Origin of the sequence: Aeromonas sp. 601027, from assembly GCF_049174455.1 — a bacterium.
Taxonomy (GTDB): Bacteria; Pseudomonadota; Gammaproteobacteria; order Enterobacterales; family Aeromonadaceae; genus Aeromonas; species Aeromonas veronii_A.
In genome coordinates this window covers 131,478-157,624 of the sequence record NZ_JAAKTN010000015.1, presented here as the reverse complement: position 1 = coordinate 157,624, position 26,147 = coordinate 131,478, and the positions used below count along the sequence as shown (strand labels likewise).

Here is a 26,147-nt window from a genome sequence, read left to right as displayed (position 1 = left end):
GAAAATCAAAAATTGTTTTTGATGCTCGATGCTGTGAGTGCCCACACAGATTGCTTGATTCAAATTGTTAAAGAGCGTCACGCTTGTCGCGTTGAGGAGGCGCATATTACGCTTCTCACTTCGAAAGTCAAGCGATTGTTTTCGCTTTTCTTTCGGCGCCGGCTTCACAAGGAAGCTGGCTCATCAGTTCGGCGTGTTCCGCCGTGCTGGTAGGGGCGCATTATAGGGAGCCGCGCCTGGATGGCAAGGGCTTTTTCAGCAAAAAAGTTAGTTCGCTCAGATATCAAGCAACCACCTCTTTTTTTGCTCAAAATGACATCAATCCTGGCTATTGCCGGATTTAAATTGAACATTTGAAAAGCCAATTTATAATTGCCATCTCAAATGTTTAATTGGAATACCCTCATGCATCAAATCCTCGATAGCCATAAGGAAGAGCAAATCGTCCCGCTGTTCCGCCTGGGGTTCCGACCCTTCTTCTTGTTCGGTGCTCTGTTTGCTGCCGTCGGCATGTTGCTCTGGTTGGGGCAGCTCAACGGTTGGCTTACCTTGCCAGGGATTGCCAACCCGACCTGGTGGCATGGTCATGAGATGCTGTTTGGTTTCGGGGCTGCCATCGTCGCGGGTTTTCTGCTCACCGCGGTGCAGAACTGGACGGCCCATCCCGGGGTTCGGAGCTGGCCATTGGCAATGGTGGTGGGGTTGTGGATGTTGCCAAGGACCTTGTTACCCTGGCTGGGTGAAGAGAATACGCTCCTGATGGTAGCAGACCTGCTCTGGCTGCCGCTGTGCGCCTGGTTCCTTGCCAAGCCTATCTTGATAACCCGGCAATGGCGCAACCTCTTCTTCGTGCCCCTGTTGCTGATACTGACCCTGCTCAATGGCGCCAGCTGGTTATGGCAGGCCGATTGGACCACCGTTGAGCACCTATTGATCACCACTGTGCTGTTGTTTACCACCCTGATCGCCGTGATGGGTGGAAGGGTGATTCCGTTCTTCACCGCCCGAGCAACCGGTCAGGAGAAAGCTGCACCTCTACTCTGGCTGGAACGGACTGCGCTCGCGACACAGTGGCTTATCTTGCTCTGCTGGCTGTTACTCCCCACCCAATGGGTCACCAGCATATATATAGTGCCTCTCTATATAGTGGCGGCGAGTTTGCATCTGTGGCGACAACTGCGTTGGCATCTGCCATCGACCCTTACGCATCCCCTGCTGTGGTCACTCCATCTCGCTTATCTGTTTATCCCTCTTGGCCTGTTCGCCCTTGCGGCACATAGCGCGGATCTGCCCATCACGTTGTCGATGGCCAGCCACCTGCTCAGCGCAGGCTGCATGGGGACCATGATCCTGGGCATGATTGCGCGAGTCTCCCTCGGCCATAGCGGTCGAGCCTTGCAAGTAGGACGCAGGATCACTGGCGCATTCGCCCTGGTTATCGCTGCCGCCACAATGCGGGTGGTAATTCCGCTGTTCTGGCCCACTTTTACCCTGCATGGCTGGAACCTCAGCGCGCTTGCCTGGATCGCTGCCTATGGTCTGTTTGTCTGGGTCTATACCCCGATACTGATCCGCCCCAGAGCAGATGGTCGTCCGGGTTGATGACTGCGTAACATGTTCAGGGTGTTGCCACCGGATAGTGGATCAAGTTGTGAAAAATAGCCGGGGCTATGCCGAGATTGCGATAACCGTGGGGACGGTCGGCAGCAAAACGCACCGCCTCCCCTTGCTCAAATGAGCGCCACTCCCCTTCCACCAGCACCTCCATCATGCCGCTGATGACGATGACATGCTCGGTCACTCCCGGCTCATGGGGCTCGGATTCACGCTGGTAACCCGGTAACAGGGTCAGCTCAAGCAACTCGAAACCAAACCGGTTTTCATAAGGGAAGAGCGGTGCCACTTGCATGCCCTCTCCCGCTGGCTGCTGGCGAATGGCATCGGCGGTGCGATAGAGCACCTCTGCCTGCGCAGCGGGTGTAGGCTCAATGAAACTGGAAAAGGAGACTCGAAAACCGGTGGCGATCTTCCACAGCGTCGCCACTGTCGGGCTGGACTCTCCCCGCTCAATCTGCCCCAGCATCGCCTTGCTGACACCCGTTTCGCGCGCGGCGGCATCCAGGCTCCAGCCGCGCTCGCTGCGCAGCCCCTTCAGTCGAGCAGCCAGATGCTGACTCATCTCTTGCATAACTGCCTCTTTATTACTCTTGCACGATGCGCCTTGTGCGCTATAGCGCACGGCGATATAGTCAAAGCTGTATTGTACGTAATAACGCACAGCGCGTCACAACGCCAAGAGGAAGAGTCATGCCCTTCGCCATCCCCCATCTGGTCGCAGGATTTATCGCCGTGATGGTCGGCTACACCAGCTCCGTCATCCTGATCATCCAGGCCGCCACAGCGGCGGGTGCAGATACAGCTCAAGTCGCCTCCTGGCTCTGGACGCTGGGGATCGGCATGGGGGTGAGCTGCATCGGCCTCTCTCTCTATTACCGCATACCCATACTAACCGCCTGGTCCACACCGGGTGCGGCACTGCTGATCACCACGCTGGGCAACTTCACTCTGGCGGAAGCCATCGGCGCCTTTGTGATCTCGTCCCTGCTGATCACTCTGTGTGGCATCAGCGGCTGGTTCGACCGTTTGATGAAACATATTCCGGCTCCACTGGCCGCCGCCATGCTCGCTGGCGTGCTGCTCAGATTCGGATTGGATCTATTCAAGGTCGCCCCGCAAGATCCCTTGCTGCTTGGCATCCTGCTGCTGGCCTTCCTGCTGGGTCGTCATCTCTGGCCCCGCTATACCATGGTGCTAGTACTGGGAGTGGGGATGCTGATCTGCAGCGTGCGGGGGGATTTGCAAATGGGCACCCTTCACTGGCAACTCGCCAGCCCGGTCTGGACATGGCCAGCCTTCTCCCTTGATGCTCTGTTTGGTATCGCGCTGCCGCTGTTCATTGTCACCATGACATCGCAAAACATGCCGGGAATTGCCATCTTGCGGGCCCACGGCTATCAGCCTTCCACCTCCTCGCTGATCAGCTGGACTGGCCTGACTGGCCTGCTGCTCGCCCCTTTTGGCGGCTATGCCTTCAATCTGGCCGCCATCACTGCCGCCATCTGCATGGGCAAAGAGGTCGACCCGGATACCAAGCGCCGCTGGCCAGCTGCGGTATGGGCGGGTTGCTTTTATCTCCTGACCGGCTGCTTCGGTGCGACCGTCGCGGCCCTGTTTAGCGCCTTTCCGGCAGCCCTTGTCACCTGCGTCGCTGGTTTGGCCCTGTTAGGTACCATCGGCAGCAGCCTGCACTCTGCCTTGCACCAGGATGAAGCGCGAGAAGCTGCGCTGCTCACCTTTATCATTACCGCGTCCGGGATCAGCCTGCTCGGCATCGCGGCAGCCTGCTGGGGTCTGCTGATTGGTCTGGCGATCTATCAGTTCCAACCACATCGACAAAGGAATCAATTGAACCTCAAACCGTGAACCTCTGCACACTATCCAGATAAAATGATTCACAAGTGAAACTAATTTCCTTCTAGTGGTGCCAGGGCACCAATCTTCCCGGACATGGTGCCCTGTCAGGTTCCATGTAACGGAGAATAAAAATGAAAAATCAGGCTGTCTTGTTACTACTGGCCATACTGGGTGCCACGAGCGTCCAGGCTGCCGATACGGATCGAGAGCTGGCTCGCCAGCTCGCACTTCAGCAGAAAAACCTGTTGCCCCTGCTGAGCAATCAGCAATATCAGAGCCCGCTTCCCAATCTGCTGCAGAAGGCCAGCCCGCGCCTTAAGCGGCAGGCGACCGATGCCAACCAGGCAGCCATCAGCCGGCAAGGACTGGATGGCGAGGTCAAGCAACTGATGCAGTTGCGGCTGGCCAACACCGATCAGGCCGCTGCACTGCAACAGGGCGTCGAACCGCTGGTCGCCTATGTTCCAAGTGGAGATGAGAAGAGCTGGAGCGCCATTGAAGCGTTCGACAGCGCTGGCAATCCCGTCTATCTGGATGTGGACAAGGCACCGGCCCGGCCGGTTCTGGTAGTCGAAGCCGATCCCGTCAAAGCCAAGAACGCAGGCTTGAAGGTGATGCGCAAGGCGCTGGCCGATGCGGATCGGCAAAGCGCTCCGCGAGTGGCGGCCAGCACGGCGCCACTCAAGACCAGTATCCTGAAAAAGATCAGACTGAAGGATGATCAGGAGCCCTGGCTGCTCGGCGCGGCCGAAGTGTATGCGGTGGTCGCAGGGGTCAATCCCAGTCGGGATGAGCCAGTAGTCGATATTGTCGACATGCCCTACCTCGACTATGACAACACAGACTACACCCCCAACCAGATCCTGGTTTACTGGGATCGCTATCGCTGGGGTGCCGTCGATGTGGTGATGATGGAACAGGATGACAACGTCAACTACAAGGAGCTGAGCGCCCTGCTGATTGAAGCTCTCAAACTCGGCTTTACTGCGGGTGGCGTGCCGGAAGCCCTGCCCTTCCTCGATCTCGGCGGTCGCATCGTCAAGGCGCTACCCGACTCCTGGATGACCAATAACGACGACTATCTGGATACCTTCTACACACTGGAACAGGATCAGGTCTATCACCAGTATCCGGGGGCTGCCGGTAATGCGGTCATCGATCTTGAGCCAAAAGAGATCGCCCCGACCAGACCTTGATAATCGGCCATAACGAAAAAGCCAATGAGCAACTCATTGGCTTTTTGCTTTTATCGCTGTGAGCACTGATCAGCCCTTGGGACGAACCCCCAGAGTATGGCAGATGGCATAAGTCAGCTCGGAGCGGTTCAGGGTATAGAAGTGGAAATCCTTCACCCCTTCCTGACTCAGCACGCGCACCTGATCTATGGCGATGCTCGCCCCCACCAGATTGCGAGTCATCTGATCGTTATCCAGCCCCTCGAAACGCTGATGCATCCAGCGCGGGATCTTCACGTTGGTAAAACCGGCAAACTTGGCCAGGGTCTGATAATTGGAGACCGGCAGGATCCCCGGCACGATTTCGGCATCGATACCGATGGCGGCGCAGCGATCCCGAAAGCGCAAATACGTTTCCACATCGAAGAAGAACTGAGTGATGGCGCGGTTGGCACCGGCATCAATCTTGCGCTTGAGGTTGAGCAGGTCGGATTGCGCACTCTTGGCCTCCGGGTGCCCTTCCGGATAGGCAGCAACCGAGATATCGAAGTCCGCCTCTGACTTGAGCAGGGCAACCAGGTCGGTGGCATACATATCCGGCTTATCCAACCCCTGCGGCAAATCACCGCGCAGAGCCACAATATGGCGAATGCCGCTGTTCCAGTAGTCGCGGGCGATGGTGCGCAATTCATCGCGGCTGGCATCGATACAGGTCAGGTGCGGCGCCGCAATCAGGCCGGTCCGCTCCTTGATGTCCTTGATCACCTTGTGGGTGCGATCACGGGTGCCGGAGTTGGCGCCATAGGTGACGGAAACGAACTTGGGTTCCAGCACTTTCAGCCGTTCGATGGACTGCCAGAGGGTATTTTCCATCCCTTCACTATTGGGCGGAAAAAACTCGAAACTGACCGATATATCGCCATTCAAATCTGCCAAGCTCTGGTTGAGCGCCTCAACCTGACGTGCACTGTGAAATCCCATCTGCTCTTCTCCCTGTCCTGCAATCCATCTGCCTACGTCAAAACGGATGTTTGGACGTCTAAACGTCTTTATATTTATGAGCAAAACGACACAAAGTCAACAGGGATTTACCTCACATCCGATCTGACGAACTTCATATTTACAAAATTAACGGTACGTAACCGAAAGTGCCCATCCCAAAATTGCCCCAGTCGAGTTATGATGGGGTCAGATCGTCCTGGACGTTCTGAATCTGCGTGTGATTGTTTGGCCGGAGGTTTCTCCGGCCCCTTTTCATCTATTTCCCACTCCTGCCGATAACAGAATGAGTCTTTGCAGGAGCACCATCATGGATACCCACCCCGGCTTTGCCACCGACTTGCTGTTCGATCGCTATCAGGGCGAGGTTGTTCAGCACGATCAGTTCTGGGCGGTTCGCACGCCGGATGCTCCCGACTATTACTTCGGCAACTACCTGCTGCTCCCCACCCCGCCCAGCGACCGTGACAAAGGCTGGCTGGAAGCCACATTTGATCAGCTGATCGGCCAGGATCCTCGAGTGCGCCACCGCACCTTCCAATGGCCACTGGCGGCCGGACAAAACAGCCGGATCGCCGGTTTTGTCGCAACCGGATACCAATATATGGAGTGCGTGGTGCTGGCGCTGGATGAGCAGAGCTGCCCACCCCCTCACAGCGACATGAACAAGGTTGAGGCACGCACCTTCACCACTACTGATTGGCCTGAGTGGCTCGACTTCGAACTCAATGAACGAGATGAGGGGCACTCGGAACAGAGCTATCTCCCCTATCTGCGATCCCGTCAGGCGCTCTATCAGGCCATGATTGCCGATGGTCTCGGGGACTGGTGGGGGATCTGGCAAGAGGGGAAACTGGTCGCCAGCTGTGGCCTCTTCTTCTGCGGCACACTTGGGCGCTTCCAGTTGGTACGTACGCACCATGCGTGGCGCAACCAGGGGTTATGCCGCCAGCTGCTGAGTCAAGTGGCTCGCGCAGGATTGTCCCGCGCCAAACAGCTGATCATAGTGGCTGACGAGCATTACCATGCCCATCGCATTTACCGCTCTCTGGGGTTTGCCCCGGTTGCCCGCATCGGCAGCCTCTGCCGCTGGCCCCACGAAGCACAATAAAGCGATACATGCTGGCCGCGAGCCATAAAAAAACGGGAGGCTGATGCCTCCCGTTTTTATTGATGCAGATGACCTATTGCTGTGGCTGCTGTGGCTGCTGTGGCTGCTGTGGCTGCTGTGGCGCCTCCAGCTCGTTGGAGAGCGCCTGCTCCACCTCATCCGACGGCGCCGGTAATGGGGCAGCGGCCGCTGATGCGGGTTCTGCGGGAGTCACAGCTGGTGCCACCACGGCCGGTGTTTCACTGGTCGCGGGGGCTGCTGACACCTCAGCTGTCGGTGTTGAAACCGAGGCAGGGGCAACCGCATCACACTGACAATCCGCGCTCTTGGCCTTATTGCCCTGATGAGGGGCATACCACCCCTTCAAACCACTTTCCAGTCGATCCGCGGCAGCTTTGGGCTCCATCTTGCCAAGCAGCACAGCCTGACTCACCTCTGCCAGTTCATCCCCCAACTTGGGCGTACCACGGGAGAGGATCTGGGTCGCCACCCGAATGGTGGAGTCACACTGATCGCGCCACTCCATCATCTCTTTGGCCGCCGGATTGGTGACATCGAAGAAGTGGTTGGAGAGGGAGAAGAATCCCGGCAGCGAGTTGGTATAGAGCTCGGCAAATTGCGGCGTCGTCAGCCACTGCAGGAAGGCCATTGCCCCCTCTTTGTTCTTGCTGGCCGGGTTCATCCCCATACCGATATCGGTGTGGTCGGTAAAGAAACAGCCATCACCCTGTTTGGCCACCGGCGGACGCATGACGCCAAAATCGACCTTGCCGGTGAAGGGGGCAATCTCCCAGGAGCCCGCCACGTAGAAGCCGGCCTTGCCCGAGGTGAACAGCTCGTTACTGGTCGCATAATCGCGGCTCTCGCCACCTTCACCGAGGTAGGAGCGCCAGCGCGCCAGCTCATCGAACACCTTCACATATTGCGGGTTGTCCAACCGCTCCTGCCCGCCGATCAGTGCCAGACGGCCGTCCTCTCCCTTCCAGTAGTTGGGACCAATGTTCTGGAACCCCAGCTCGGAGGCAACCCAACTCTCGGAACCGCTCATGGCCAGCGGCACATAGCGACCGTCGGCCTTGATCTTGTCCAGCACGGCAAAGAACTGATCGCGGGTTTGCGGCAAGGTGAGCCCCAACTCACTGAAGATCTTCTTGTTATAGAAGAAGCCATGAATCACCGAGGCCATGGGTACGCAGAAGGTCTGGGCACCGGAGTCAGTCTGCCAGGGTGACTGGGCAAAACTCGGGAAGTTCTCCATCCCTGCCATTTCGGTCAGCTCGGCCAGATGGCCCGCCTTGAACAGGGCGAGCGAGTCATCAAACGGACGACAGGTAATGAGATCCCCCGCCTTACCGCCTTTCAGGCTCTCCCACAGGGTGGGCATGTAGTTGACGTTCTGCACCGGATGAAAACTCACCTTGATGCCGGGATGCGCCGCTTCAAACGCCGGGATAATCTTCTGCTCCCACAACGCCTTGTCATCGGTTCGCCAGCTTTCAATCACCAGCTCGCTGGCCATCAGCTGGCCACACAACAGGAGACTCAGGGCTCCAATCCACTTTTTAGACATAAGCCCTCCTAGACCTTGAAATGTGCGATCAATTGCTGCTGTTTGGCGACCAGGTCGGCCAGCACTTCGCTGCTACTGGCGGATTCGCGCGCCTCGCGCTCAGTCTCGTATGCCACATCGGCAATACCGGCGATATGACGAGCGACCCCCTGACTGACGGAGATCTGCTCCTGAGCGGCATGGGCCACCTGATCCGCCATCGACTTGATGGCCCCCATCCGATCGGCAATGGATTGCAGCGCCACATCCATCTCGCGAGTCTGCTCGACACAGCTCTGGGTCTGCTCCTGGCTACGCCCCATCACTTCAACCACATGCTTGCTGGAGCTCTGCAGGTTCTCAATCATCCCCTGGATCTCTTCGGTCGAGGTCTGGGTGCGATTGGCCAGCGCCCGTACCTCATCGGCCACCACCGCAAAACCGCGACCGGCATCGCCAGCACGAGCCGCTTCGATGGCAGCGTTCAACGCCAGCAGGTTGGTCTGCTCGGCAATGCTGCGGATCACATCGAGAATGCTGCCGATGTTGTTGCTGAATTCCCCAAGTTTGTAGGTGATCCCGACCGCCTCTTCCATGGCGCCAGCCAGCTGCTCGGTGATCCGGCGAGTGGTGGCCACTTTCTGGCGACCATTACGCGCCTCTTCATCGGCCAGATCCACTTCCCGCTTGGTGCCATCGGTAGAGCGGGCCACCTCGGTGGCGCTCACTTCCAGCTCGGTAATGGCGGCGGCCACCTGATCGGTCTGGCTCTTCTGCTCTTGTACCCGGGACATGGCCCGTTCGCTGATCTCGGCGGCCCGGCTCGCCTCATCCACCAGATGGCGGGAGCCCGCATTGATTTGAGAGAGTAGTTCACCGGTCTTGCCCGCCAGCGTATCGATAGAGCGGGAAAGGCTGCCAAATTCACAACTGCTGCGGTAGTTGATGCGGCGGGTCATGTCACCGGCCGCCATGTAATCGAGCTCCTTGTTGATCATCTGCAACGGGCGCTGAATGCTGCGCGCAGTGGTATAGCCGATCACCAGCGCCGCAGCGGCCGACATCGCGGCAACCACCAGGATCCAGAAGCTGGCACTGCTGACCGCCGCATCGGCGTTGATCCGGCTGTCGCTGGCGATGGCACCGGCGGACTTGCCCATCTCATCGAGCAAATTGAGGCTGTTGACCAGACTGGCATCCAGCTGCTGATTTTGCGTGGCCAGCGACAGCGCCAGTTGCTGAGCCTGACGCATGGTTGCCAGCAAGCCCTGAGCGCCGAGCGCCAACTCCTGCATCCGATCCAGATTGGAGACAAAGCGCGCTTTCACATCATCGGGCACCACTACCCGCTCCAACCGCTTGCGGGCCATCTCGATATCCTTGCTGAGTACCTTTTCCAGCTCATTTAGGTCGGTTTTGGCATCGGCACGGCGGATATTCTTCAGATCGCGGGCGATACCCGAGGTAATAAGCTCCGCCTTGTTGCGCATGGAGCGCTTGCTGGCGGTCTGTTGCAGCAGCAGATCCGCCGCCCACTGGTAGGTATCCTCAAGGCGGATAAATTCCATCTCCAGCTTGTGGCGCTGATCCAGCGCACTGACCCACTGCCGATGCTGGGCCAACACCTGATCCGCCAAGCCATAAAATTGGGTGGTAGCACTCTCAACCTGCTGGAAGCGGACACGAGCATCCGCTACGTCGGTAAATTTACCCATCTCCTGACTCAGCTGGGCGAAGCGGTTCTGCTGCTCCTTGAACTGATTGGCCAGCTGCGGCAACTGGGCGGCATCTTCACTGGTGCGGTAGACCAGCACCCAGCGGTTACTATCCTGCAGTGCCCCCTTTAGACCTGCGACAGCCACTACCAGCGGGGTTGCCCGGTCAGATACGGCAGAGAGGCCGTCATTTATACCCTTGATTTTAAAGGTACTGATCACACCAAGCAGGATCAGCAACAGCAGCATCAACACGAATCCGGCGATGATCCGCTGCACAATAGATAAGCCCATGGAGACATCCTCACTCATTGGGGGAAGGTAAAGTGAACATAGTCACTATCGGCAAGGGTGGCGAATAACTGAAATAAAGCGACAGGGATTTAATTGATTTGTATCGGGTTGGATCACAGTCCAGACAAAATCAGCAATACGAAAAAAGCCCGGCAAAAGCCGGGCTGAAAGAGACGTACTTTGCTATCTTCCGCGATCCGTTCAGAACCGCAGTCAGAATCATTAGAAGCGGTAGCCAACACCCACCATAAAGGCCATCGGGTCGACCTTGGTATTAATGGTGCCAATCGCAGTATGCACATCGGTATCGATATCCATGATCCAGGCTGAACCGTTGACAAACCAGCGGTCAGTGATCGCCATATCGATGCCAACTTGTCCGGCAACCCCCCAGGAGTCATCGACTTTGACATCGGTTCCTGACAGTGCACCACGACCCTCTTCATCAAAGAAGGTGGTGTAGTTCACGCCAATACCGACATACGGGCGAACCTTGCTTTGAGCATCGCCAAAATAGTACTGACCCATCAGAGTCGGCGGCAGATGCTTGATCTTGGCAACTTCAGCGCCACCGAGTTTGACTGAATGAGAGAAGGGGGTTGCAGCCAGCAATTCGATACCCCAGTTATCAGTAATCATGTAAGAGAGAGTCAATCCCAATTGCATGTTGTCATTAATTTCCAGCTCTACAGGCGTGCTGCTTTCCTGCGGCGATACAAATGCCAAACCACCACGAACCAGAATGTCGCCAGCCTGATGGGCCATGGCGAAAGGAGAGGCCACTGCAGCGGCAATCATCAGAGGAAGTAATTTTTTCATCACGTAATCCCTTTTTTTGTTTTCATTTGATGCTGTAAGCCCGCTGACTATATGCCCTTGTAAATGCAAAGTTATTGACTTGAAGCAAAGGTTGCGCGGAAATAAATCGATTGGTGTGACATCTTTGCGCGCCATCCCAATCTCCTTGAGTCCCCAGACAACAAGCCGGAATACCTGTTTCGACAGGTTGTAACTAACCCCATTCAGCGCCAAAACAAGCAAGCAAACCACACCTTATCGCTCGGCAGAGTGGCTATTAATTGTTGTTAATATGGGCAAATCAGCGTATTTTTTGCGCCATGCAAGTTACTGGGAAGTAATGGTTTATTTATGAAAAATGAGTCGAAATGGCAAAAGGTGGGGGCCTTTCTCGCGGCCGTTTGGGGGATCGGATCCTTTCTCTTTATCCTGCTCGGTTTTATTGTCGCCCTGGCCTATCTGGTATTGGTCCGGCAGGGCTAATCCGGGCTGACAGTATGTTGCAACGCAAGACTATTCCCTTCGACAAGTTGCTCCGGGGTCTTTTCCATCACCTCCCGAACAGACAGAGTGCCCGAATAGCCACAGCATCGATTACGGCCCCTCAGTTTTGCCTGATAGAGCGCCAGGTCGGCCAGCTTGAAACTGTGGCTCCAGAAGGTATCGGGGCACGCCGGATGCAGAGGATACCGACAATATCCCGATGAAACCGTTAACCATAGCGGCCTCTCCTCCGAACCGAAACTGTGCTGAACAACACGAAGCCGCAGATAATCGGCACGCTGTACCAACTCTTGCTCATTATCCACCTGCAACAGGAGTAAAAACTCCTCCCCTCCCAACCGGATAACGGGCTCGGCGTCACTCACCACCAGCTTGTGCAGCAGTTCTGCCAGCTGCTGCAACACCAGATCACCCATATCATGACCAAATCGGTCGTTGATCCGTTTGAAATGATCGAGATCGAGCAGCAACAGCTGACAAGGGCGGGCCCAATTGTCTTGCAACCAGCTATCCAGATAGCGACGATTGAAACAACGGGTCAAGGGGTCGGTGAATGCAGCCATCTCCATCTGGCTGGATTTTTCCAACAAATCATCGTGTTGCTGACTGACCTTGCTGGCCATCTCCTTGAACTTGCCGCTCAAGGTCGCCATCTCGGCGCTGCTGTCGATATAGGGGATCAAGGTGGCATCTGGCCGATCGCCAAAGCGTTGCAGCGCCGACACCAGCTGCTGCAACGGGGTAAGCACAATGCTGTTGAGCCGGTACATGGCGATCATGACGCAGATAAAACTGATAAAAAGCATACCGATAAAGGTCCAGAGCGCCCCCTCCATGACGCCACTCAAGATCTTTCTCTCCTCCTCAATCACCAGAGTCAGCACCGGCTGGTTATCGCTGTTGAGCAGTCGCACCTCTCCCCTAAGCCGGGTGAGCCCAAGGTCGATCAGGCGATACGTTATTTGCGGTTTCAGTTTTTTGAAGGTAGCGGTGACATCCAGATTGGCGTGGGAGATCGCCAGAGGCAGCGCGGTACGCTCCGATACCTGCTCGAGATAGGCCTTGTCGAGCCAACGTACAACCAGCAAGAAACCGTTGAACGGTGCCGACTCGTCACTGTTTCTGATCGGCTGCCACGAGTACATCAGCGGCCCCCACTGGGAAGCACGGATCCCGTGCAGATTGATGCCCCCTTGCGCCACCGAGCGCGCCCTTAACTGCTTTTTCAGCTCATCAAGGAAGTAGGGAAACTGGTCCGGATTGATCCCCGGCGCATCGGGTAGCAGGGTGCGCGTCCAGATTTCGTAGCCGGTGAGATCCATGAAGCTCATCAGGTTGAGACTAAAATCCCGCATCGGCATATCACTGAACAGGTTGGATTCGATGTACGCCCTGCTTTTGTTGTCCATAAAACGGTGACTGTCATCCCAGATGCCCCAATCCCGACTGAATGCATCCAGAGCGGCCACATCCGCCTGCACCGCCTTGGTCACGCGCAGCAGATGCTCCTTCATTCGCTGCTCTTCAATCCGGCTGGCAGCCGGGATTTGGGCCCACGCCAGCAGGACCAGCAATAGCAGGATCGCCCCCAGCCAGATGGGGAACATGGAGTAAGCCAACTGATGATCAATCGTGCGCGGAGCCTGAGCCATAACCCGATATATCCATTACCATGATGCTGAGATGCCAAGCCTGCCCACACTTGACGAGCTTCCCCCTATGCTCCCGATTTTTATAACAAAAAGGGGCCAAAGGCCCCTCGATTATAACGGCTTATCGCGCCAAAAGTGGCCTCAAAAAACGAGCTGTATGAGACTCTTTATTGGTGCAAATCTCTTCCGGCGTCCCCGTCACCAGAATGCGGCCACCACCGGCGCCCCCCTCCGGACCCAGATCGACGATCCAGTCGGCAGTTTTGATGACATCCAGATTGTGCTCGATGATGACGATGGTGTTGCCACGATCCCGCAGCTGGTGCAGCACCTTGAGCAGTTGCTGGATGTCGTGGAAGTGCAGGCCGGTGGTCGGCTCGTCCAGAATATAGAGGGTCTGACCGGTATCCCGCTTGGAGAGCTCGCGCGCCAGCTTGACCCGCTGTGCCTCACCGCCAGACAAGGTTGTGGCCGACTGGCCGAGGCGGATATAGGAGAGGCCCACGTCCATCAGGGTCTGCAGCTTGCGCGCCACTGCCGGTACCGGATCGAAGAACTCGCGGGCATCTTCCACCGTCATCTCGAGGATTTCGTGGATGTTCTTGCCCTTGTACTTCACCTCCAGCGTCTCGCGGTTGTAGCGCTTGCCCTTGCAGACGTCGCACGGTACGTAGACGTCCGGCAGGAAGTGCATCTCCACCTTGATGACTCCATCCCCTTGGCACGCCTCGCAGCGGCCCCCTTTCACGTTGAAGGAGAAGCGGCCCGGCTGGTAGCCTCGGGAACGCGCCTCCTGAGTGCCGGAGAGCAGCTCGCGGATCGGGGTAAACAGGCCGGTGTAGGTGGCCGGGTTGGAGCGTGGGGTACGACCGATGGGGCTCTGGTCGATATCCACCACCTTGTCCAGATGCTCCAGCCCCTCGACACTGCGATAGGGTGCCGGGGTGGATTCGGTGGCCTTGTTCAACTCACGGTGAGCAATGCGGAACAGGGTATCGTTAATCAGGGTCGACTTGCCGGAGCCGGAGACGCCGGTGACGCAGGTCATCACTCCGATCGGCAGATCCAGGTTGACGTTGCGCAGGTTGTTGCCGCTCGCCCCCTTGAGCTTCAACCACTTGCCGGTGAGCGGCGTGCGCTCGGCAGGAATGGCGATCTGCTTGCGACCGGAGAGGTAGTCACCGGTGAGTGACTCGGGATTGGCAATGATCTCCTCCGGCGTACCCTGCGCGACGATGGCCCCGCCGTGTACCCCGGCTCCCGGGCCGATGTCGAGCACATGGTCCGCAAGGCGGATAGCGTCCTCGTCGTGCTCCACCACGATCACCGTGTTGCCGAGATCACGCAGATGAGTGAGTGTCTTGAGCAGACGCTCGTTGTCGCGCTGATGCAAACCGATGGACGGCTCGTCCAGCACATACATGACACCTACCAGACCGGCACCGATCTGGCTGGCCAGTCGAATGCGCTGCGCTTCGCCGCCCGAGAGGGTCTCTGCGCTGCGCGACAGGCTCAGGTAGTTGAGACCGACGTTCACCAGGAAGCCGAGCCGCTCGACGATCTCTTTCAATATCTTCTCGGCAATCTGGGCACGCTGGCCGGTGAGGTTCAGCCCCTCGAAGAAGGCCAGTGCATCGCCGATGGACTGCTCGGCAATGGCCGGCAGGTTGCGGTTGTCGACGAAGACGTGGCGCGCCTCCTCCCGCAGCCGGCTGCCACCGCAGCTTGAGCAAGACTTGTTGGCGATGTATTTGGAGAGCTCTTCACGCACCGAATTGGACTCGGTTTCCCGGTAGCGCCGCTCCATGTTGTGCAGGATCCCCTCGAACGGGTGCTTGCGCACCACCACGTCGCCGCGGTCGTTCATGTAGCGGAACTCGATCTCGGTGCGACCGGAGCCACGCAGGATCACCTCCTGGGTCTTGAGCGGCAGATCCTCCCACGGCGTCTCCAGATCGAATTTGTAGTGCTCGGAGAGAGATTTGAGCATCTGGAAGTAGTAGAAGCTGCGCTTGTCCCAGCCACGGATGGCGCCGTTGGCCAGGCTGATGGCCGGATCGCCGATCACCTTGGCCGGGTCGAAATATTGCTGCACGCCCAAACCATCACAGGTGGGACAGGCACCGGCCGGGTTGTTGAAAGAGAAGATGCGCGGCTCCAGCTCCGACATGGAGTAGCCGCACTCCGGGCAGGCGAAGTTGGCGGAGAAGGTCATGGGAGCAACCCCCTCCTCCCCGTCCATCGGCACCACCAACACGATACCACCGGATAGGGTCAGCGCCGTCTCGAACGACTCGGCCAGACGCAAGGCAAGGTCATCGCGCACCTTGAAGCGGTCCACCACCACCTCGATGGTGTGCTTCTTGTGCAGCTCCAGCGCGGGAGGGTCGGATAGATCGCACACCTCGCCGTCGATACGGGCACGGATATAACCCTGCGCCGCCAGATTCTCCAGCAGCTTGGTGTGTTCCCCCTTGCGGTCACGCACCACCGGGGCCAGCAGCATCAGCTTGCTCCCCTCCGGCTGGGCCAGTACCTGATCCACCATCTGGCTGATGGTCTGGGCGGCAAGCGGAATGGCATGGGTCGGGCAGCGCGGCTCACCGACCCGGGCGAACAGCAGACGCAGGTAGTCGTAGATTTCGGTGATGGTGCCGACGGTCGAGCGCGGGTTATGGGAAGTGGACTTCTGCTCGATGGAAATGGCGGGCGAAAGCCCCTCGATATGGTCGACGTCCGGCTTCTCCATCAGGGAGAGGAACTGGCGAGCATAGGCGGAGAGGGACTCCACATAGCGGCGCTGCCCCTCGGCATAGAGGGTATCGAACGCCAGAGAGGATTTGCCCGAGCCGGAGAGGCCGGTGACCACGATCAGCTTGTCGCGGGGCAGGGTCAGATTGATGTTCTTGAGGTTGTGGGTGCGAGCACCCCGGACCACGATCTTTTCCATCTTGTTGCACGCTCGATACAGAAACCTGAGCGAGTCAGTATGGCATAGAGACTACTGGATGAATAGACAGTCATGAGATGAAATGCGCATCATCCGGCGCACGCCATCTGCTCTTTTTTCTCCACCAGCAGCCGCTCGTTTTGCCATATCAGAGCGGTGAGCTCGACCCGATAGGGACAACGCAAACCCAGCCCTATTTTGCCAACCGCCATGACCACTCCAGCCTGCAGCGACAGATTACGGCTCTGGCGCTGAGTCGTGCTCCCGGCCGCCCCTTCGCCATGCACCAGCAAGCTGACACTCACCGTCAAGTCGCGCTTGCTGAGCAGCGTTGGCGCAAGTGACAGCCCCTGCTCGTTCTGCGCAATATTGAGGGACAAGCGGATCGACGGATCGGGCTCCATCTCGTTTCCCCTAGCGCTTGCTGGGGAAGCGACGCGATGAACCAGCATCAACCCACAGAGCAGCACCAATAAAAGAGGGGCCCGCAGGCCCCTGAATCCGGAGATGACCATCAGTTGCTACCAGCCCCTTGATAGACATAGGCATGGTTATCGCTGCCCAATACGGTCACATTGGCAGTATTAAAGCTTTCGTTTTGCACCACATCAACGGTGTTGCGCCCCCCACCAACCCCAGCATTGACGTAGACATTGGCCTCGTGCTCAGCGCCGTTCTGGGTCATGGTGAGCTTGTTCTCGCTACCCAAGTAGGACTCAACCTTGGCATTGTTCAACTCACCATCCTGGGTCACTTTGACCACAGACTCAGAGTGAGACGCATCGGCATAGGCCCAGTTGTCAGTGCCTTTCTGAGCAACGACCAGCTCGTTGTCCGAGCCCCAGGTCCAGGCGCCTTTGCCTTCACCATCACGAGCAGAGGCAACCTGGTTGCCAGTTCCGTTCTGGTCGATATCGATGGTATTGCCGCTGCCTGCTTGTTGCACTGCATTGGCATAGTTGTCATTACCTACCTGATCAATGGTGACCGCACCATCGGTACTGCTGGCTAACTGGTTGACCACGGCCTTGTTGTCATCACCTGTCTGGTTGACCAAGGCATCATTGCCAGTACCTTGCTGGTCGGTCTCAATCCGGTTGCGATTACCATCCTGTGTCAGGTCAGCAAACTCCCCGGTTCCAGACTGTTTGGCCAACAGGCCGTTGCCATTCCCGGCATCAGACCCTTGCTGCAGAGTCACCACTTCACCGCGGGTTCCACTTTGCTCAACAGTCGCTACGTTGGCACTATCGTATTGAGTGACATCTGCATTGTTCAAAGAACCACTCTGAGTCACCACTGCAGATGTTCCTTCCGCCGGTGCATAGTCATAGTTACCGGTTGCCTGCAGCACCTTGGTGATATTGCTCTCTCCACGTTGTACCACTTCGGCGTTGGCTCCATCAGCCGCTGTCTGGGTCACGTCAGCCTGGTGAGCCCCCCCTTCTAGCTGCTGTACACTCGCCCGAGCGAAATCGGATATCTGGTTATTAATGACAGCCCGATTACCATCCGAGATTTGAGTGATCCTGGAGTCAGCTAAGTCACCATTATCTTGCTTGATCTTGGCGTCGTTGCGATCCCCATCCTGCACAACCCCGGCAACCGCACCGCCATTCTCAAATTGCTGAATCACATCAGCAAAGTTGTCGTTCCCCTTTGTATCGATGGAGGCTTTGGAGAGGTTAGTGTCACCTTGTTGCAAGATGTAACCCTCGTTACTGTCACCTACCTGCCGAGTATCGGCATCTGACTGGCCGGTATTCTTTTGAGTGGTAACAGCTGTGTTGTTGTTACCAGCTTGATCGATGTTAGCCTTGTTATCGACGCTTCCCACCACCTGGTTAATGGTGGCGATATTGCCGCTCTGGGCCTGGTTCACCGTAGCCTGGTTGCCAGTAGATGCCGCCCAAGCGGTGCTGGTCGCCAGAAGAACTGCCGAGGCAATGATGGTACGTTTAAACATGATTTCCCTCTCGTGCTAATGGTTGAGCCTAGGCTCAGTTGGTTTGAACGACATTTACTTGCTGATTGGCCCCCATCTGGATGACGGTGGCCGTTAATCCGATTCCGTTCTGCTCGATGCTGGCCTGATTGCCATCACCCAGCTGGATCGCCCGGGCCTGATTGTCTGCCCCTTGCTGACTGATCCAGGCTTCATTGCCGCTGCCTTGTTGCAGCAGCCAAATCCGGTTATTGATGCCCGCCTGATAGAGTTCGGCGCTATTGCCCTCACCCAGTTGCGCACCATTGACCCAGTTCTCATCTCCTACCTGGGAGAGCGCCAACTCATTGGCCCAACCCTGTTGCAGCAGGCGCGCCTGATTCAGCTCCCCTTGCTGGGTGAGGTGCAGTTGCTGCTCGCTACCGAGTTGCCACAACAGCGCCTGATTCCCGTCGTTCTGCAAACCGGAATCCAGCTCGCTTGCCATCGCCAGCTCATCAAAGACGGCAGGCTCTGCAGCGAGTTGCGGGGCGCCCGATATCAGCAGAAAAAAGAGAGCACTCAACAGATGTTTCATCGCGCCATCGCCTTGTTGGAAAACGCCCACAGTATCCCTGTCAGACAAGAGGCGGCCTATCAGGCACTCCGCTGATTCGAGGATGAAAAACACCGCCCTGTCGTTGAGCAGAAAGTCTTAAGTCGTATTCGATAGAGGCCAAAAAAATGCCCTCCACCAGGGAGGGCATTGCGAGAGCGGGAAAACTCAAAGCAGCGGGGCGTTGTCTTGCAGGTACTCCTGCAGGATCGGATTGTCGATATCCCGCTGGTCGGCCAGTTGCCACAGATTGTCCCGCACGCCATTGGCAATCAGCCGGATCACCCCGGACTCGATAGCCGACATGACACACATCTGTACCGGCTCATTGGTGCTGAAACCGGCCTCGGCCTCCAGCAGGCGCTTGTACTCGACGAAGCGGAATACCCCTGCCTGCACCTGTTGCGACAGCACTGTCTTGGAGGTGGTGACACTGTTCAGGATCCGGCCTGAACGGATATCGACGGCTCGCAGATTGACCGTCACCTGATCGACCCGGTACTCCCCGCTGGCACCGATGCCAAAATACTTGGCCCCCGCCCCGCCGGTGCGCACATTGCTGTCATAGGCGACGATCCCCCCCTCGATCAGGATGTTGGCGGCGACCAGCGAGGGCAGTTGATTGGCATTGTTGCCGGGAACGTTGGGCTTGTTCTGGGCCGCCCGCACAATCTTGCGTTCGGTCAGCAGGTTCTGCAGCCCCTCCCGCTCCAGCGGCACAAACCATTGGGAATCCCACAAAGCCGTGCTCAGCATGGCGACCCCGCCCTGGGTGACCGCCGTGGAGAAGTTGGATGCCGGGGCTGGCAGATACTGACCGGTCTGATCGCGAAAATCGTAGACGGCCGCGACAATTTTCCCTTTTGGCTTGGGCAGACTGATCAGCTCCTTGTAAGAGACGGATCGCGGCATCAGGGTTGCCTTCTCATCGGCAACGGGCGAGCCGATATGGGTCGCACAGCCAGCCAGCGCAAGCAGGGGCACTATCAATAACAGTTGTCGTTTCATCGCGCCCTCAGTCGGCAATCAGGCCATTCACTTCGATCATGGTGGTCTGGTTGGTCACCCGGTCGGTGATCGAAACCACCAGAGTGCCATCTTCATCCACCACATTGATGGCAAAATCATCGGTCACCAGACTGCCACTCTGGCTGCCATCCTTGCCGATATCGGCCAGCAGCTGGCTGATCAAGCGGGATTGCAGGTTGGAGGTCAGGCGATCCAGCGCCGAGGTACCGCTGCTACCGCTGCCACTGGCGGGATCCTTGTAATCATTCTGCGCATTGGCGGTGCCAAGCAGATGACTGCTGTTGAGAGGGTTACCCCCAAAGCTGGGGTTGACGGGGCGATAGACAAGCTCCGACGCATGGAGCGCTGGCGCTATCAGTGCTGCAACTAGCAATAACCGGGCACGCATGAGAAATATCCTTATAGTTCATCATGTTCCAAATCGAAGGTATCCATGAACAGGGTCGCGATCTTCTGCTGTTCGAGGGTCTGCCTGACCTGTGACCAAGCCAGTTTGGCGCTCTGCTCCTGCTGATTGCGGCCGGGAGAGAGCGCGGTTTTAAAAATCACCTTCCGGTTATGGGTGATCCAGATCAGGCTGCCCCAGCGAGCAGTCGGGCGCTCATGAATCGTCAGATTTTCTCTGGCATTCGGGTCTTCATCACTGCGCAACCGGGTAAATTCGTTGTAAAAGCCCTGACCGAAGCGGGTAAAAGTGCGGTCCAGCACCAAACCATCCACATCCAGCCGATCACTCTCCTGCTCCGGCTGTACCGACTCCAGCGGAGCATCGGCCTCGGCCGCCACAACGGTCGTGAAGCCCCAGAGCAGCACAAGGCAACACGCCAGAGAGAACGCTTTCATCAGTGGGAGTCCGGAGCATCGAGATACTCTTTGGCCCAGCTCACCGCCTGGATCCGGTTCTTCACGTTCAGCTTTTTAAAAACGTTATAGAGGTGGGATTTGACGGTGTGCTCGCTGACAAACAGGCTGTCGGCGATCTCGACATTGGAGGCGCCCGTCATCAGATAACGGATGATCTCCTGCTCTCTGGCTGTCAGCAGGGTGTCGTTACGCAGCAGGTAGCTATTGCCCTGGCGATAGTATTCGACCAGCTCGCACAGCAGGTGGCGCGGCATCCAGTACTCGCCCAACAGGATTTTCTGCAACCCGGCAACCAGTCGGTCGAGCGGATCCTGACGGAAAAACAGACCGCAGATCTGCGGCCACATCAGCAGCAGGTCGCGATCCGTCGCAGTGGGAGCATTGAGCAGCACTGTGGCCGCCATGCCAAAGCGTTCAGAGATCGCCCGGTTCCAGCCCAGTGACTGGCCGGAGCGGATATAGTCGAGATCGATGAGAAACAGCGTGCCGTCACACTGGTTATCTAGCTGATTAATCTCGTGGATTAGCTGGACGGGACGGCTCAAATGAGAGATGAGATATGCAGCAAATGTGCTGGCCTGCACATTATTTTCAGTGACCAGTGCGATCGGGCATGCGGCTTTCATTGTGTGCTCTTCCTTGAACCTGTAAACCACCTAATCTGGCCGACTGAGTCTACCAAGGAGGTATGGGAGCACAATATTAAAAAAGTATGAGAATGGATCTCATAAATATCGTAACCATATGTTTTTAGTCGATTTAAAAACCGATTCAAATTCGCCAATCGGCCAGCATAACAGGAATATATGGCAGAAATGTGATGCCGGACGCGCCGGAAACAGCTGCAACCAGACCATCACTACAGCAGGAGCCAACAGTTGCCTTTGGCACATCAAGCCGGTTAAGGATGCTGCCAATCCGCTTCGCAACTGTTACTATGACCGTCACATGCGTCTGCGGGACATTGCGCCCCGCACACAGCAACTAATCAGGTATCTAGTCGTGTTGGACCAGGTTTCGACCTGGCCGGTAAATAAGGTGGAAGAGAGATTATGGCCAGTCGAGGCATCAATAAAGTCATTCTGATCGGTAACCTCGGGCAAGACCCGGAAGTACGCTACATGCCGAGTGGCGGTGCTGTGACCAACATTACTCTGGCCACCTCTGAAACCTGGCGCGACAAGCAGACCGGTGAGCAGAAAGAGCGCACCGAATGGCACCGTGTCGTCTTCATGGGCAAGCTGGCCGAAGTGGCTGGCGAGTACCTGAAGAAAGGCTCCCAGGTCTATGTGGAAGGCAAACTACAGACCCGCAAGTGGCAGGATCAGAGTGGCCAGGAGCGCTACACCACTGAAGTGCTGGTCGACAGCTTCACCGGCGTCATGCAGATGCTGGGTGGCCGTCCGCAAGGTGGTCAGGGCATGGGCCAGAACATGGGTGGCCAACAAGGTGGCTGGGGTCAACCGCAGCAAGCCATGCAGCAGCCGATGAATCAGCAGCGCCCGGCACCGGCTCCGCAGCAGAACATGCAGCCGCAAGGCGGTTATGGCCGTCCTGCCCAGCAGCCGCAATCTGCGCCGCCGGTATATAACGAGCCACCGATGGATTTCGACGACGATATCCCGTTCTAAGAACAGAATATTGAAAAGGCCCTGATAACTCAGGGTCTTTTTTTATGCACTCAGGCTGAACCACTCAGCCCGAAAGGGATATAACGCTTTATGGTTGCTTCCCCTACAGTGATGGATATTCTCCACAGGAGCGCTTTGTGCAAAGTGCAATGAAACTGCTCACCCCTTTATTGTTCCTGCTGACCAGCATGCTGCCCGGTCAGTTGCTGGCAAAGCCACTCAAGGTCGGGGTCAGCTTTGCCATCCCCCCTTATGTCATCGAAAGTAATCAGAGTGGCATCGAGCTGGATCTGCTGAAAGAGGCGTTCGCTGGCAGCGGCTATGAGCCCAGCTTTGAATTTCTGCCACTGGAGCGTACCTTCCGCCTGTTCGATTCAGGAAAGCTGGATGCCATCATCAACGTCAGACCCGGTATGGTTGATCCCCATTTTCTGTCCCAGCCCGTTATCACCTTCCATAACCGGATCTTCACCCTGCGCAGCACCCACATCAGTACCTTGGACGATCTGCATTCAAAACGGGTCACCGCCTTTCAACGGGCAAGAACCATTCTGGGGGGCTCGTTCGCCACCATGGCCAACCAGAATCCCCACTATGAGGAGGTAGCCAAGCAGCAGGTACAAGTGCACCAACTGATGCGCGGCAGGGTGGATGCCGTCGTACTGGAGGAGCGGGTGTTCTACTACTACCTCGACCAGCTGATTGCCACCGCCCAGGCAGGCGAGCACTACGAGCGCAATCAGGTCAGGCAAGCAGACCTCTTCCCGCCCACCGTCTATCACTTTGCCTTCCGAACGGCCGATGCCCGCAATCTGTTTGATAAGCGCCTTGAGGCGATGCATCAGGATGGTCGTTATCACCAGATTTTCGCGGCTTACGGCGCCACGCCGTGAGCCACAAACATAAAAGCCAGCCGGTAAGGGCTGGCTTTGTACTGGCTCCGAAGGAACAGCAGTAGGGGTGCGTTACTTCATTGCGCTGCCGTTTTTCAGTTCTGCTTTCTGACGTTTGGCTTCGCGTTTCTCTTTCAGTGACATCTGCGGTTTTTTCTTGGCATCTTTGCCGTTGTGATGTTCTTTGTTACTCATCATCAAACTCCAAAAATGTTACCCAGACAGTTGGTTCCTCATGGGAGCCAGCATGCCATCCGAATCATCAACTTCAGTACGCTTGGTGGGATGGTGCAAGACCATCACCAGACCCAGCATACCCTCCAGTGGCATCCGGATCCAGCCTCATTCTCGTCCAAAAAATGTCGCGCGCAGCCCCTTGAGCGGGGAGGCCAAACGACCTCGACAGGAAAGACCAAAAAAGAGTAATTCGCATTATTAAATGTTGTCACGCTTATATTAAGCTATCGTTACCTGGATATTTTCACGGATAAATATAAATCCCTCTCATTATTTATTGCCACGCAAGAGGTCACCATTTTAATAAGCATTCGCAATACCATCGGAAACATCAGGTTACAACACCGAATAGGTTATTTCCGGTCAGCCGGATATAATGCGCGCCGCACCGAAATATCCGTTTTTATTCAGGAAGCTGTACATGAACAGAAAAACCAGAGCCGCCATGGTGTCGGTCTGCTCCAATATCAGTCTGATCATCATGAAAATGGTGGCCGGGTTCGCCAGCGGCTCGGTCAGTATCATCTCGGAGGCGATCCACTCCGCCATGGATCTGGTGGCGGCCCTGATCGCCCTGTTCGCGGTGAAAAAGTCCGATCTCCCGCCCGATGAACGCCACCCCTATGGTCACGACAAGATTGAAAATGTCTCCGGCGTCATCGAAGCACTGCTTATCTTGCTGGCCGCGGGCTGGATCATCTTCGAAGCCGTCGACAAGCTGATCACCCCCAGCCCGATTGAAAGCATTGGCTGGGGCGTGCTGGTGATGGTGATCTCGGCGCTGGTCAACAGCGGTGTCTCGGCCTACCTCTACAAGGTGGCCCGAGAGGAGGAGTCGGTCGCGCTGGCTGCCGATGCGCTTCATCTCAAGGCGGATGTGCTCACTTCAGCCGGTGTCGCCGTCGGTCTTGGCGGGATCTGGCTGGCCGGTCTGTTCGACCATTCACTCGCCATCCTCGATCCGCTGGTCGCCATTGCGGTCGCCATCTTTATTGTCAGAGAGGCGATCAGCATGCTCAACGAGGCCTTCCAGCCGCTGATCGACCAGAGCATGAGCCCGGAAGAGCTGGCGATGACCAGCCGCATCATCACCGAATGCTGCCCTGCCGCCAGCGGTTTTCACGATCTGCGCAGCCGTCGTGCCGGTCGTCGTCGCCATATCGACTTCCATCTCACCCTGCCCCCGGAGATGAGCATCGGCGAAGCCCACGAAATCTGTGATCGCATCGAACACGCCATCATGGCGCAGTTGCCCCACGCCATCGTGCTGATCCACGTCGAGCCGGAGGAGCAAGAGCTGTCCTCACCGCTCGCCATAAATTGAAATGTGGCAAACAGGCGGGAAAGTGGCAGCGAAATAACGGAAAATTGGCACAAACCCGCATTTTTACTGCCGGAAAGCCGATTGCATAAGAAGTGATCGGCACAACTGTGTTAGGGTGTCTAACCACCCTGCCGCAGGAGCGCGCCGTGAAAAAGCTGGAAATGAAAGATCTGACCGAGGCCGAAAAAGCCGAGATAGCCTTGTTATTGCAAAAGGCACAAGCCAATGCAGACCACCAGCTGACCAACGGAGAGCGGAACAAGATCCGCGAAGAGGGTCGCCTGAAAATTGTGGCGGACCGCGCCGAAGCAGCCAAGGCTGCCTCCAAGCTGGCTCGCGAGAAAGCCAAAGAGCGCGCCAAGAACCAGGTACTGCCGGAAACCTTCAGCTGGATTGATTCGGTCAGCAACAAGTTTCGCAGTAAGCGCTGATCCCTTCTTGCAAAACGCCCGCTGGCACTTGTGCCTGCGGGCGTTTGCATGTCTGGGCGATGCTCGATGAGCCAGATTTGGCGCTGCCATTGATTTGCAGCCCAGAAGCTAATCGCAGCAGCAAAGAAGTGATTTACATTGTGACTTAGAGAGAACGCCAACTGACAATCCCCGGTCTATCGCCACCTTTTTCAGTTTTTTCTCATATTTTTTGTCAGAACTGGCTACATAGTCAGGACAAAAAAGCCGAATCTGACTTGCCACAGGGTGATATGAGTCTGCACTGATTTTTCTATGCCGTTGAAATGCATCATGTTTACTATAAAAAATGATATTTTTGGCTGTTACAAAACATTAATATCGAGATAAAGTTTGCTTTAAAAATGAGAGCGTGTTTTAATCTTTCTCGATGGTTCGGCAGTTCAGACCTGATTATGTTAGGCAGTCATTTTAGTAAAGCAGTGATTAGCATAAGAATTATCCTCGGATAATTCTTATCAATTAATTCTCCTTCTTTAGTGCTCCCCATACGTATTGCTGACGAAAAATCAAAAATTGCCATTTAGGTGGCATTCAACACTATTTAAGGAAATTATTATGTCTAACAAAATGACTGGTACCGTTAAGTTCTTCAACGCTGAGAAAGGTTTTGGTTTCATCTCCCCGGCTGACGGCAGCAAAGACGTGTTCGTACACTTCTCCGCTATCCAGTCCACCAGCTTCAAAACCCTGGACGAAGGTCAGCGCGTTGAGTTCACCATCGAGCAAGGCCAGAAAGGCCCGGCTGCTGCCAACGTAGTTGGTCTGTAATTCAAGCCGGAGCATGCTGCTGATGGCTCATGCCAACTGCTGACAGCTCTGCAAGAATTTAAAAAAACCCGCTTAGGCGGGTTTTTTGTTTTTCCCCGCTTTTTCCTCACAGATCTCCCCTCCCCCGACCGCTTGATCCCTCCCTTACACGCTCTCACCGCTTGAGT

The 26,147-nt window shown here is 56.4% G+C and carries 24 protein-coding genes; 9 read left to right on the top strand and 15 right to left on the bottom strand.

Annotation, left to right across the window (positions count from 1 at the left end; genetic code table 11):
• Nucleotides 1-405: 405 nt before the first annotated feature.
• The gene (locus G5193_RS18165; RefSeq protein WP_219295632.1) at nt 406-1,602 is read left to right on the top strand and encodes an NnrS family protein; all 1,197 of its coding nucleotides are present in this window, start codon (nt 406-408) and stop codon (nt 1,600-1,602) included.
• A gap of 16 nt (nt 1,603-1,618) precedes the next feature.
• Here the strand turns inward: G5193_RS18165 and G5193_RS18160 are convergent, their stop codons facing one another.
• Nucleotides 1,619-2,188, bottom strand: coding sequence for a helix-turn-helix domain-containing protein (locus G5193_RS18160; RefSeq protein ID WP_064339317.1), 570 nt, complete (start codon nt 2,186-2,188; stop codon nt 1,619-1,621).
• 119 nt (nt 2,189-2,307) lie between these two features.
• Here G5193_RS18160 and G5193_RS18155 point away from each other — a divergent pair, with 119 nt between their 5' ends.
• Complete coding sequence (locus G5193_RS18155; protein ID WP_421206732.1) at nt 2,308-3,483, top strand: benzoate/H(+) symporter BenE family transporter; 1,176 nt, start codon at nt 2,308-2,310, stop codon at nt 3,481-3,483.
• Between the two features lie 122 nt (nt 3,484-3,605).
• On the top strand, nt 3,606-4,670 hold the full coding sequence (locus G5193_RS18150) for a DUF3103 family protein (protein ID WP_421206731.1): 1,065 nt from the start codon (nt 3,606-3,608) through the stop codon (nt 4,668-4,670).
• A gap of 69 nt (nt 4,671-4,739) precedes the next feature.
• Here G5193_RS18150 and metF read toward each other — a convergent pair whose 3' ends face one another.
• Nucleotides 4,740-5,630, bottom strand: coding sequence for a methylenetetrahydrofolate reductase (gene metF / locus G5193_RS18145; protein WP_033138589.1), 891 nt, complete (start codon nt 5,628-5,630; stop codon nt 4,740-4,742).
• A 328-nt stretch (nt 5,631-5,958) separates the two neighbouring features.
• Between metF and G5193_RS18140 the strand changes: the two genes are divergently transcribed.
• The gene (locus tag G5193_RS18140) at nt 5,959-6,759 is read left to right on the top strand and encodes a GNAT family N-acetyltransferase (RefSeq protein WP_421206729.1); all 801 of its coding nucleotides are present in this window, start codon (nt 5,959-5,961) and stop codon (nt 6,757-6,759) included.
• A gap of 73 nt (nt 6,760-6,832) precedes the next feature.
• Here the strand turns inward: G5193_RS18140 and G5193_RS18135 are convergent, their stop codons facing one another.
• The 12 genes from G5193_RS18135 to G5193_RS18080 form a co-directional block, all read right to left on the bottom strand.
• The gene (locus G5193_RS18135; RefSeq protein WP_421206727.1) at nt 6,833-8,329 is read right to left on the bottom strand and encodes an ABC transporter substrate-binding protein; all 1,497 of its coding nucleotides are present in this window, start codon (nt 8,327-8,329) and stop codon (nt 6,833-6,835) included.
• A gap of 8 nt (nt 8,330-8,337) precedes the next feature.
• Nucleotides 8,338-10,317 carry a HAMP domain-containing methyl-accepting chemotaxis protein gene (locus G5193_RS18130; RefSeq protein WP_164535993.1) on the bottom strand — a complete coding sequence of 660 codons (1,980 nt, stop codon included), beginning with the start codon at nt 10,315-10,317 and terminating at the stop codon, nt 8,338-8,340.
• A 222-nt stretch (nt 10,318-10,539) separates the two neighbouring features.
• Entirely contained in the window at nt 10,540-11,136 is a 597-nt protein-coding gene (locus G5193_RS18125) for an OmpW family outer membrane protein (RefSeq protein ID WP_279464765.1), read from the bottom strand.
• Between the two features lie 458 nt (nt 11,137-11,594).
• Nucleotides 11,595-13,271, bottom strand: a complete 1,677-nt coding sequence (locus G5193_RS18120; protein ID WP_421206726.1) for a sensor domain-containing diguanylate cyclase — start codon at nt 13,269-13,271, stop codon at nt 11,595-11,597.
• Nucleotides 13,272-13,392: 121 nt separating this feature from the next.
• Nucleotides 13,393-16,221: an excinuclease ABC subunit UvrA gene (gene uvrA, locus G5193_RS18115; protein ID WP_421172476.1), complete on the bottom strand. Its 2,829-nt coding sequence runs from the start codon at nt 16,219-16,221 to the stop codon at nt 13,393-13,395.
• An 89-nt stretch (nt 16,222-16,310) separates the two neighbouring features.
• Nucleotides 16,311-16,625 carry a hypothetical protein gene (locus G5193_RS18110; protein ID WP_421206725.1) on the bottom strand — a complete coding sequence of 105 codons (315 nt, stop codon included), beginning with the start codon at nt 16,623-16,625 and terminating at the stop codon, nt 16,311-16,313.
• Between the two features lie 110 nt (nt 16,626-16,735).
• Nucleotides 16,736-18,187, bottom strand: coding sequence for a curlin (locus G5193_RS18105; RefSeq protein WP_421206723.1), 1,452 nt, complete (start codon nt 18,185-18,187; stop codon nt 16,736-16,738).
• Nucleotides 18,188-18,221: 34 nt separating this feature from the next.
• Nucleotides 18,222-18,743 (bottom strand): curlin, encoded by a 522-nt coding sequence (locus G5193_RS18100; protein WP_201952781.1) that lies wholly within the window; start codon nt 18,741-18,743, stop codon nt 18,222-18,224.
• Between the two features lie 186 nt (nt 18,744-18,929).
• Entirely contained in the window at nt 18,930-19,769 is an 840-nt protein-coding gene (locus tag G5193_RS18095) for a CsgG/HfaB family protein (RefSeq protein ID WP_005355003.1), read from the bottom strand.
• A gap of 7 nt (nt 19,770-19,776) precedes the next feature.
• A complete protein-coding gene (locus tag G5193_RS18090) occupies nt 19,777-20,178 on the bottom strand; it encodes a curli assembly protein CsgF (RefSeq protein WP_270905357.1) in 402 nt (133 codons plus the stop codon).
• Between the two features lie 11 nt (nt 20,179-20,189).
• On the bottom strand, nt 20,190-20,633 hold the full coding sequence (locus G5193_RS18085; RefSeq protein WP_201952785.1) for a curli production assembly/transport protein CsgE: 444 nt from the start codon (nt 20,631-20,633) through the stop codon (nt 20,190-20,192).
• Nucleotides 20,633-21,280, bottom strand: a complete 648-nt coding sequence (locus G5193_RS18080; protein ID WP_158113813.1) for a LuxR C-terminal-related transcriptional regulator — start codon at nt 21,278-21,280, stop codon at nt 20,633-20,635. Before G5193_RS18080 ends, G5193_RS18085 begins: the two co-directional genes overlap by 1 nt.
• Before the next feature lie 426 nt (nt 21,281-21,706).
• Between G5193_RS18080 and G5193_RS18075 the strand changes: the two genes are divergently transcribed.
• On the top strand, nt 21,707-22,285 hold the full coding sequence (locus G5193_RS18075) for a single-stranded DNA-binding protein (RefSeq protein ID WP_204480312.1): 579 nt from the start codon (nt 21,707-21,709) through the stop codon (nt 22,283-22,285).
• A gap of 149 nt (nt 22,286-22,434) precedes the next feature.
• Nucleotides 22,435-23,178 carry a substrate-binding periplasmic protein gene (locus G5193_RS18070; RefSeq protein ID WP_421206735.1) on the top strand — a complete coding sequence of 248 codons (744 nt, stop codon included), beginning with the start codon at nt 22,435-22,437 and terminating at the stop codon, nt 23,176-23,178.
• 72 nt (nt 23,179-23,250) lie between these two features.
• Here the strand turns inward: G5193_RS18070 and G5193_RS18065 are convergent, their stop codons facing one another.
• A complete protein-coding gene (locus G5193_RS18065; RefSeq protein ID WP_019445191.1) occupies nt 23,251-23,376 on the bottom strand; it encodes a hypothetical protein in 126 nt (41 codons plus the stop codon).
• A gap of 460 nt (nt 23,377-23,836) precedes the next feature.
• Between G5193_RS18065 and G5193_RS18060 the strand changes: the two genes are divergently transcribed.
• The 3 genes from G5193_RS18060 to cspE all read left to right on the top strand — a co-directional run bounded on the left by G5193_RS18060 (nt 23,837) and on the right by cspE (nt 25,980).
• Nucleotides 23,837-24,739, top strand: a complete 903-nt coding sequence (locus G5193_RS18060; protein ID WP_421206721.1) for a cation diffusion facilitator family transporter — start codon at nt 23,837-23,839, stop codon at nt 24,737-24,739.
• A gap of 146 nt (nt 24,740-24,885) precedes the next feature.
• Nucleotides 24,886-25,170 (top strand): DUF3811 domain-containing protein, encoded by a 285-nt coding sequence (gene yjbD / locus G5193_RS18055; RefSeq protein ID WP_005340165.1) that lies wholly within the window; start codon nt 24,886-24,888, stop codon nt 25,168-25,170.
• Nucleotides 25,171-25,767: 597 nt separating this feature from the next.
• Entirely contained in the window at nt 25,768-25,980 is a 213-nt protein-coding gene (gene cspE / locus G5193_RS18050; RefSeq protein WP_005316548.1) for a transcription antiterminator/RNA stability regulator CspE, read from the top strand.
• The last annotated feature ends 167 nt before the right edge of the window (nt 25,981-26,147 follow it).

Bases quoted from the DNA above. Each gene is read 5' to 3' on its own strand.
- G5193_RS18165 (WP_219295632.1), top strand. From the start codon at position 406: ATGCATCAAATCCTCGATAGCCATAAGGAAGAGCAAATCGTCCCGCTG.
- G5193_RS18160 (WP_064339317.1), bottom strand. From the start codon at position 2,188: ATGCAAGAGATGAGTCAGCATCTGGCTGCTCGACTGAAGGGGCTGCGC.
- G5193_RS18155 (WP_421206732.1), top strand. From the start codon at position 2,308: ATGCCCTTCGCCATCCCCCATCTGGTCGCAGGATTTATCGCCGTGATG.
- G5193_RS18150 (WP_421206731.1), top strand. From the start codon at position 3,606: ATGAAAAATCAGGCTGTCTTGTTACTACTGGCCATACTGGGTGCCACG.
- metF (WP_033138589.1), bottom strand. From the start codon at position 5,630: ATGGGATTTCACAGTGCACGTCAGGTTGAGGCGCTCAACCAGAGCTTG.
- G5193_RS18140 (WP_421206729.1), top strand. From the start codon at position 5,959: ATGGATACCCACCCCGGCTTTGCCACCGACTTGCTGTTCGATCGCTAT.
- G5193_RS18135 (WP_421206727.1), bottom strand. From the start codon at position 8,329: ATGTCTAAAAAGTGGATTGGAGCCCTGAGTCTCCTGTTGTGTGGCCAG.
- G5193_RS18130 (WP_164535993.1), bottom strand. From the start codon at position 10,317: ATGGGCTTATCTATTGTGCAGCGGATCATCGCCGGATTCGTGTTGATG.
- G5193_RS18125 (WP_279464765.1), bottom strand. From the start codon at position 11,136: ATGAAAAAATTACTTCCTCTGATGATTGCCGCTGCAGTGGCCTCTCCT.
- G5193_RS18120 (WP_421206726.1), bottom strand. From the start codon at position 13,271: ATGGCTCAGGCTCCGCGCACGATTGATCATCAGTTGGCTTACTCCATG.
- uvrA (WP_421172476.1), bottom strand. From the start codon at position 16,221: ATGGAAAAGATCGTGGTCCGGGGTGCTCGCACCCACAACCTCAAGAAC.
- G5193_RS18110 (WP_421206725.1), bottom strand. From the start codon at position 16,625: ATGGAGCCCGATCCGTCGATCCGCTTGTCCCTCAATATTGCGCAGAAC.
- G5193_RS18105 (WP_421206723.1), bottom strand. From the start codon at position 18,187: ATGTTTAAACGTACCATCATTGCCTCGGCAGTTCTTCTGGCGACCAGC.
- G5193_RS18100 (WP_201952781.1), bottom strand. From the start codon at position 18,743: ATGAAACATCTGTTGAGTGCTCTCTTTTTTCTGCTGATATCGGGCGCC.
- G5193_RS18095 (WP_005355003.1), bottom strand. From the start codon at position 19,769: ATGAAACGACAACTGTTATTGATAGTGCCCCTGCTTGCGCTGGCTGGC.
- G5193_RS18090 (WP_270905357.1), bottom strand. From the start codon at position 20,178: ATGCGTGCCCGGTTATTGCTAGTTGCAGCACTGATAGCGCCAGCGCTC.
- G5193_RS18085 (WP_201952785.1), bottom strand. From the start codon at position 20,633: ATGAAAGCGTTCTCTCTGGCGTGTTGCCTTGTGCTGCTCTGGGGCTTC.
- G5193_RS18080 (WP_158113813.1), bottom strand. From the start codon at position 21,280: ATGAAAGCCGCATGCCCGATCGCACTGGTCACTGAAAATAATGTGCAG.
- G5193_RS18075 (WP_204480312.1), top strand. From the start codon at position 21,707: ATGGCCAGTCGAGGCATCAATAAAGTCATTCTGATCGGTAACCTCGGG.
- G5193_RS18070 (WP_421206735.1), top strand. From the start codon at position 22,435: ATGAAACTGCTCACCCCTTTATTGTTCCTGCTGACCAGCATGCTGCCC.
- G5193_RS18065 (WP_019445191.1), bottom strand. From the start codon at position 23,376: ATGATGAGTAACAAAGAACATCACAACGGCAAAGATGCCAAGAAAAAA.
- G5193_RS18060 (WP_421206721.1), top strand. From the start codon at position 23,837: ATGAACAGAAAAACCAGAGCCGCCATGGTGTCGGTCTGCTCCAATATC.
- cspE (WP_005316548.1), top strand. From the start codon at position 25,768: ATGTCTAACAAAATGACTGGTACCGTTAAGTTCTTCAACGCTGAGAAA.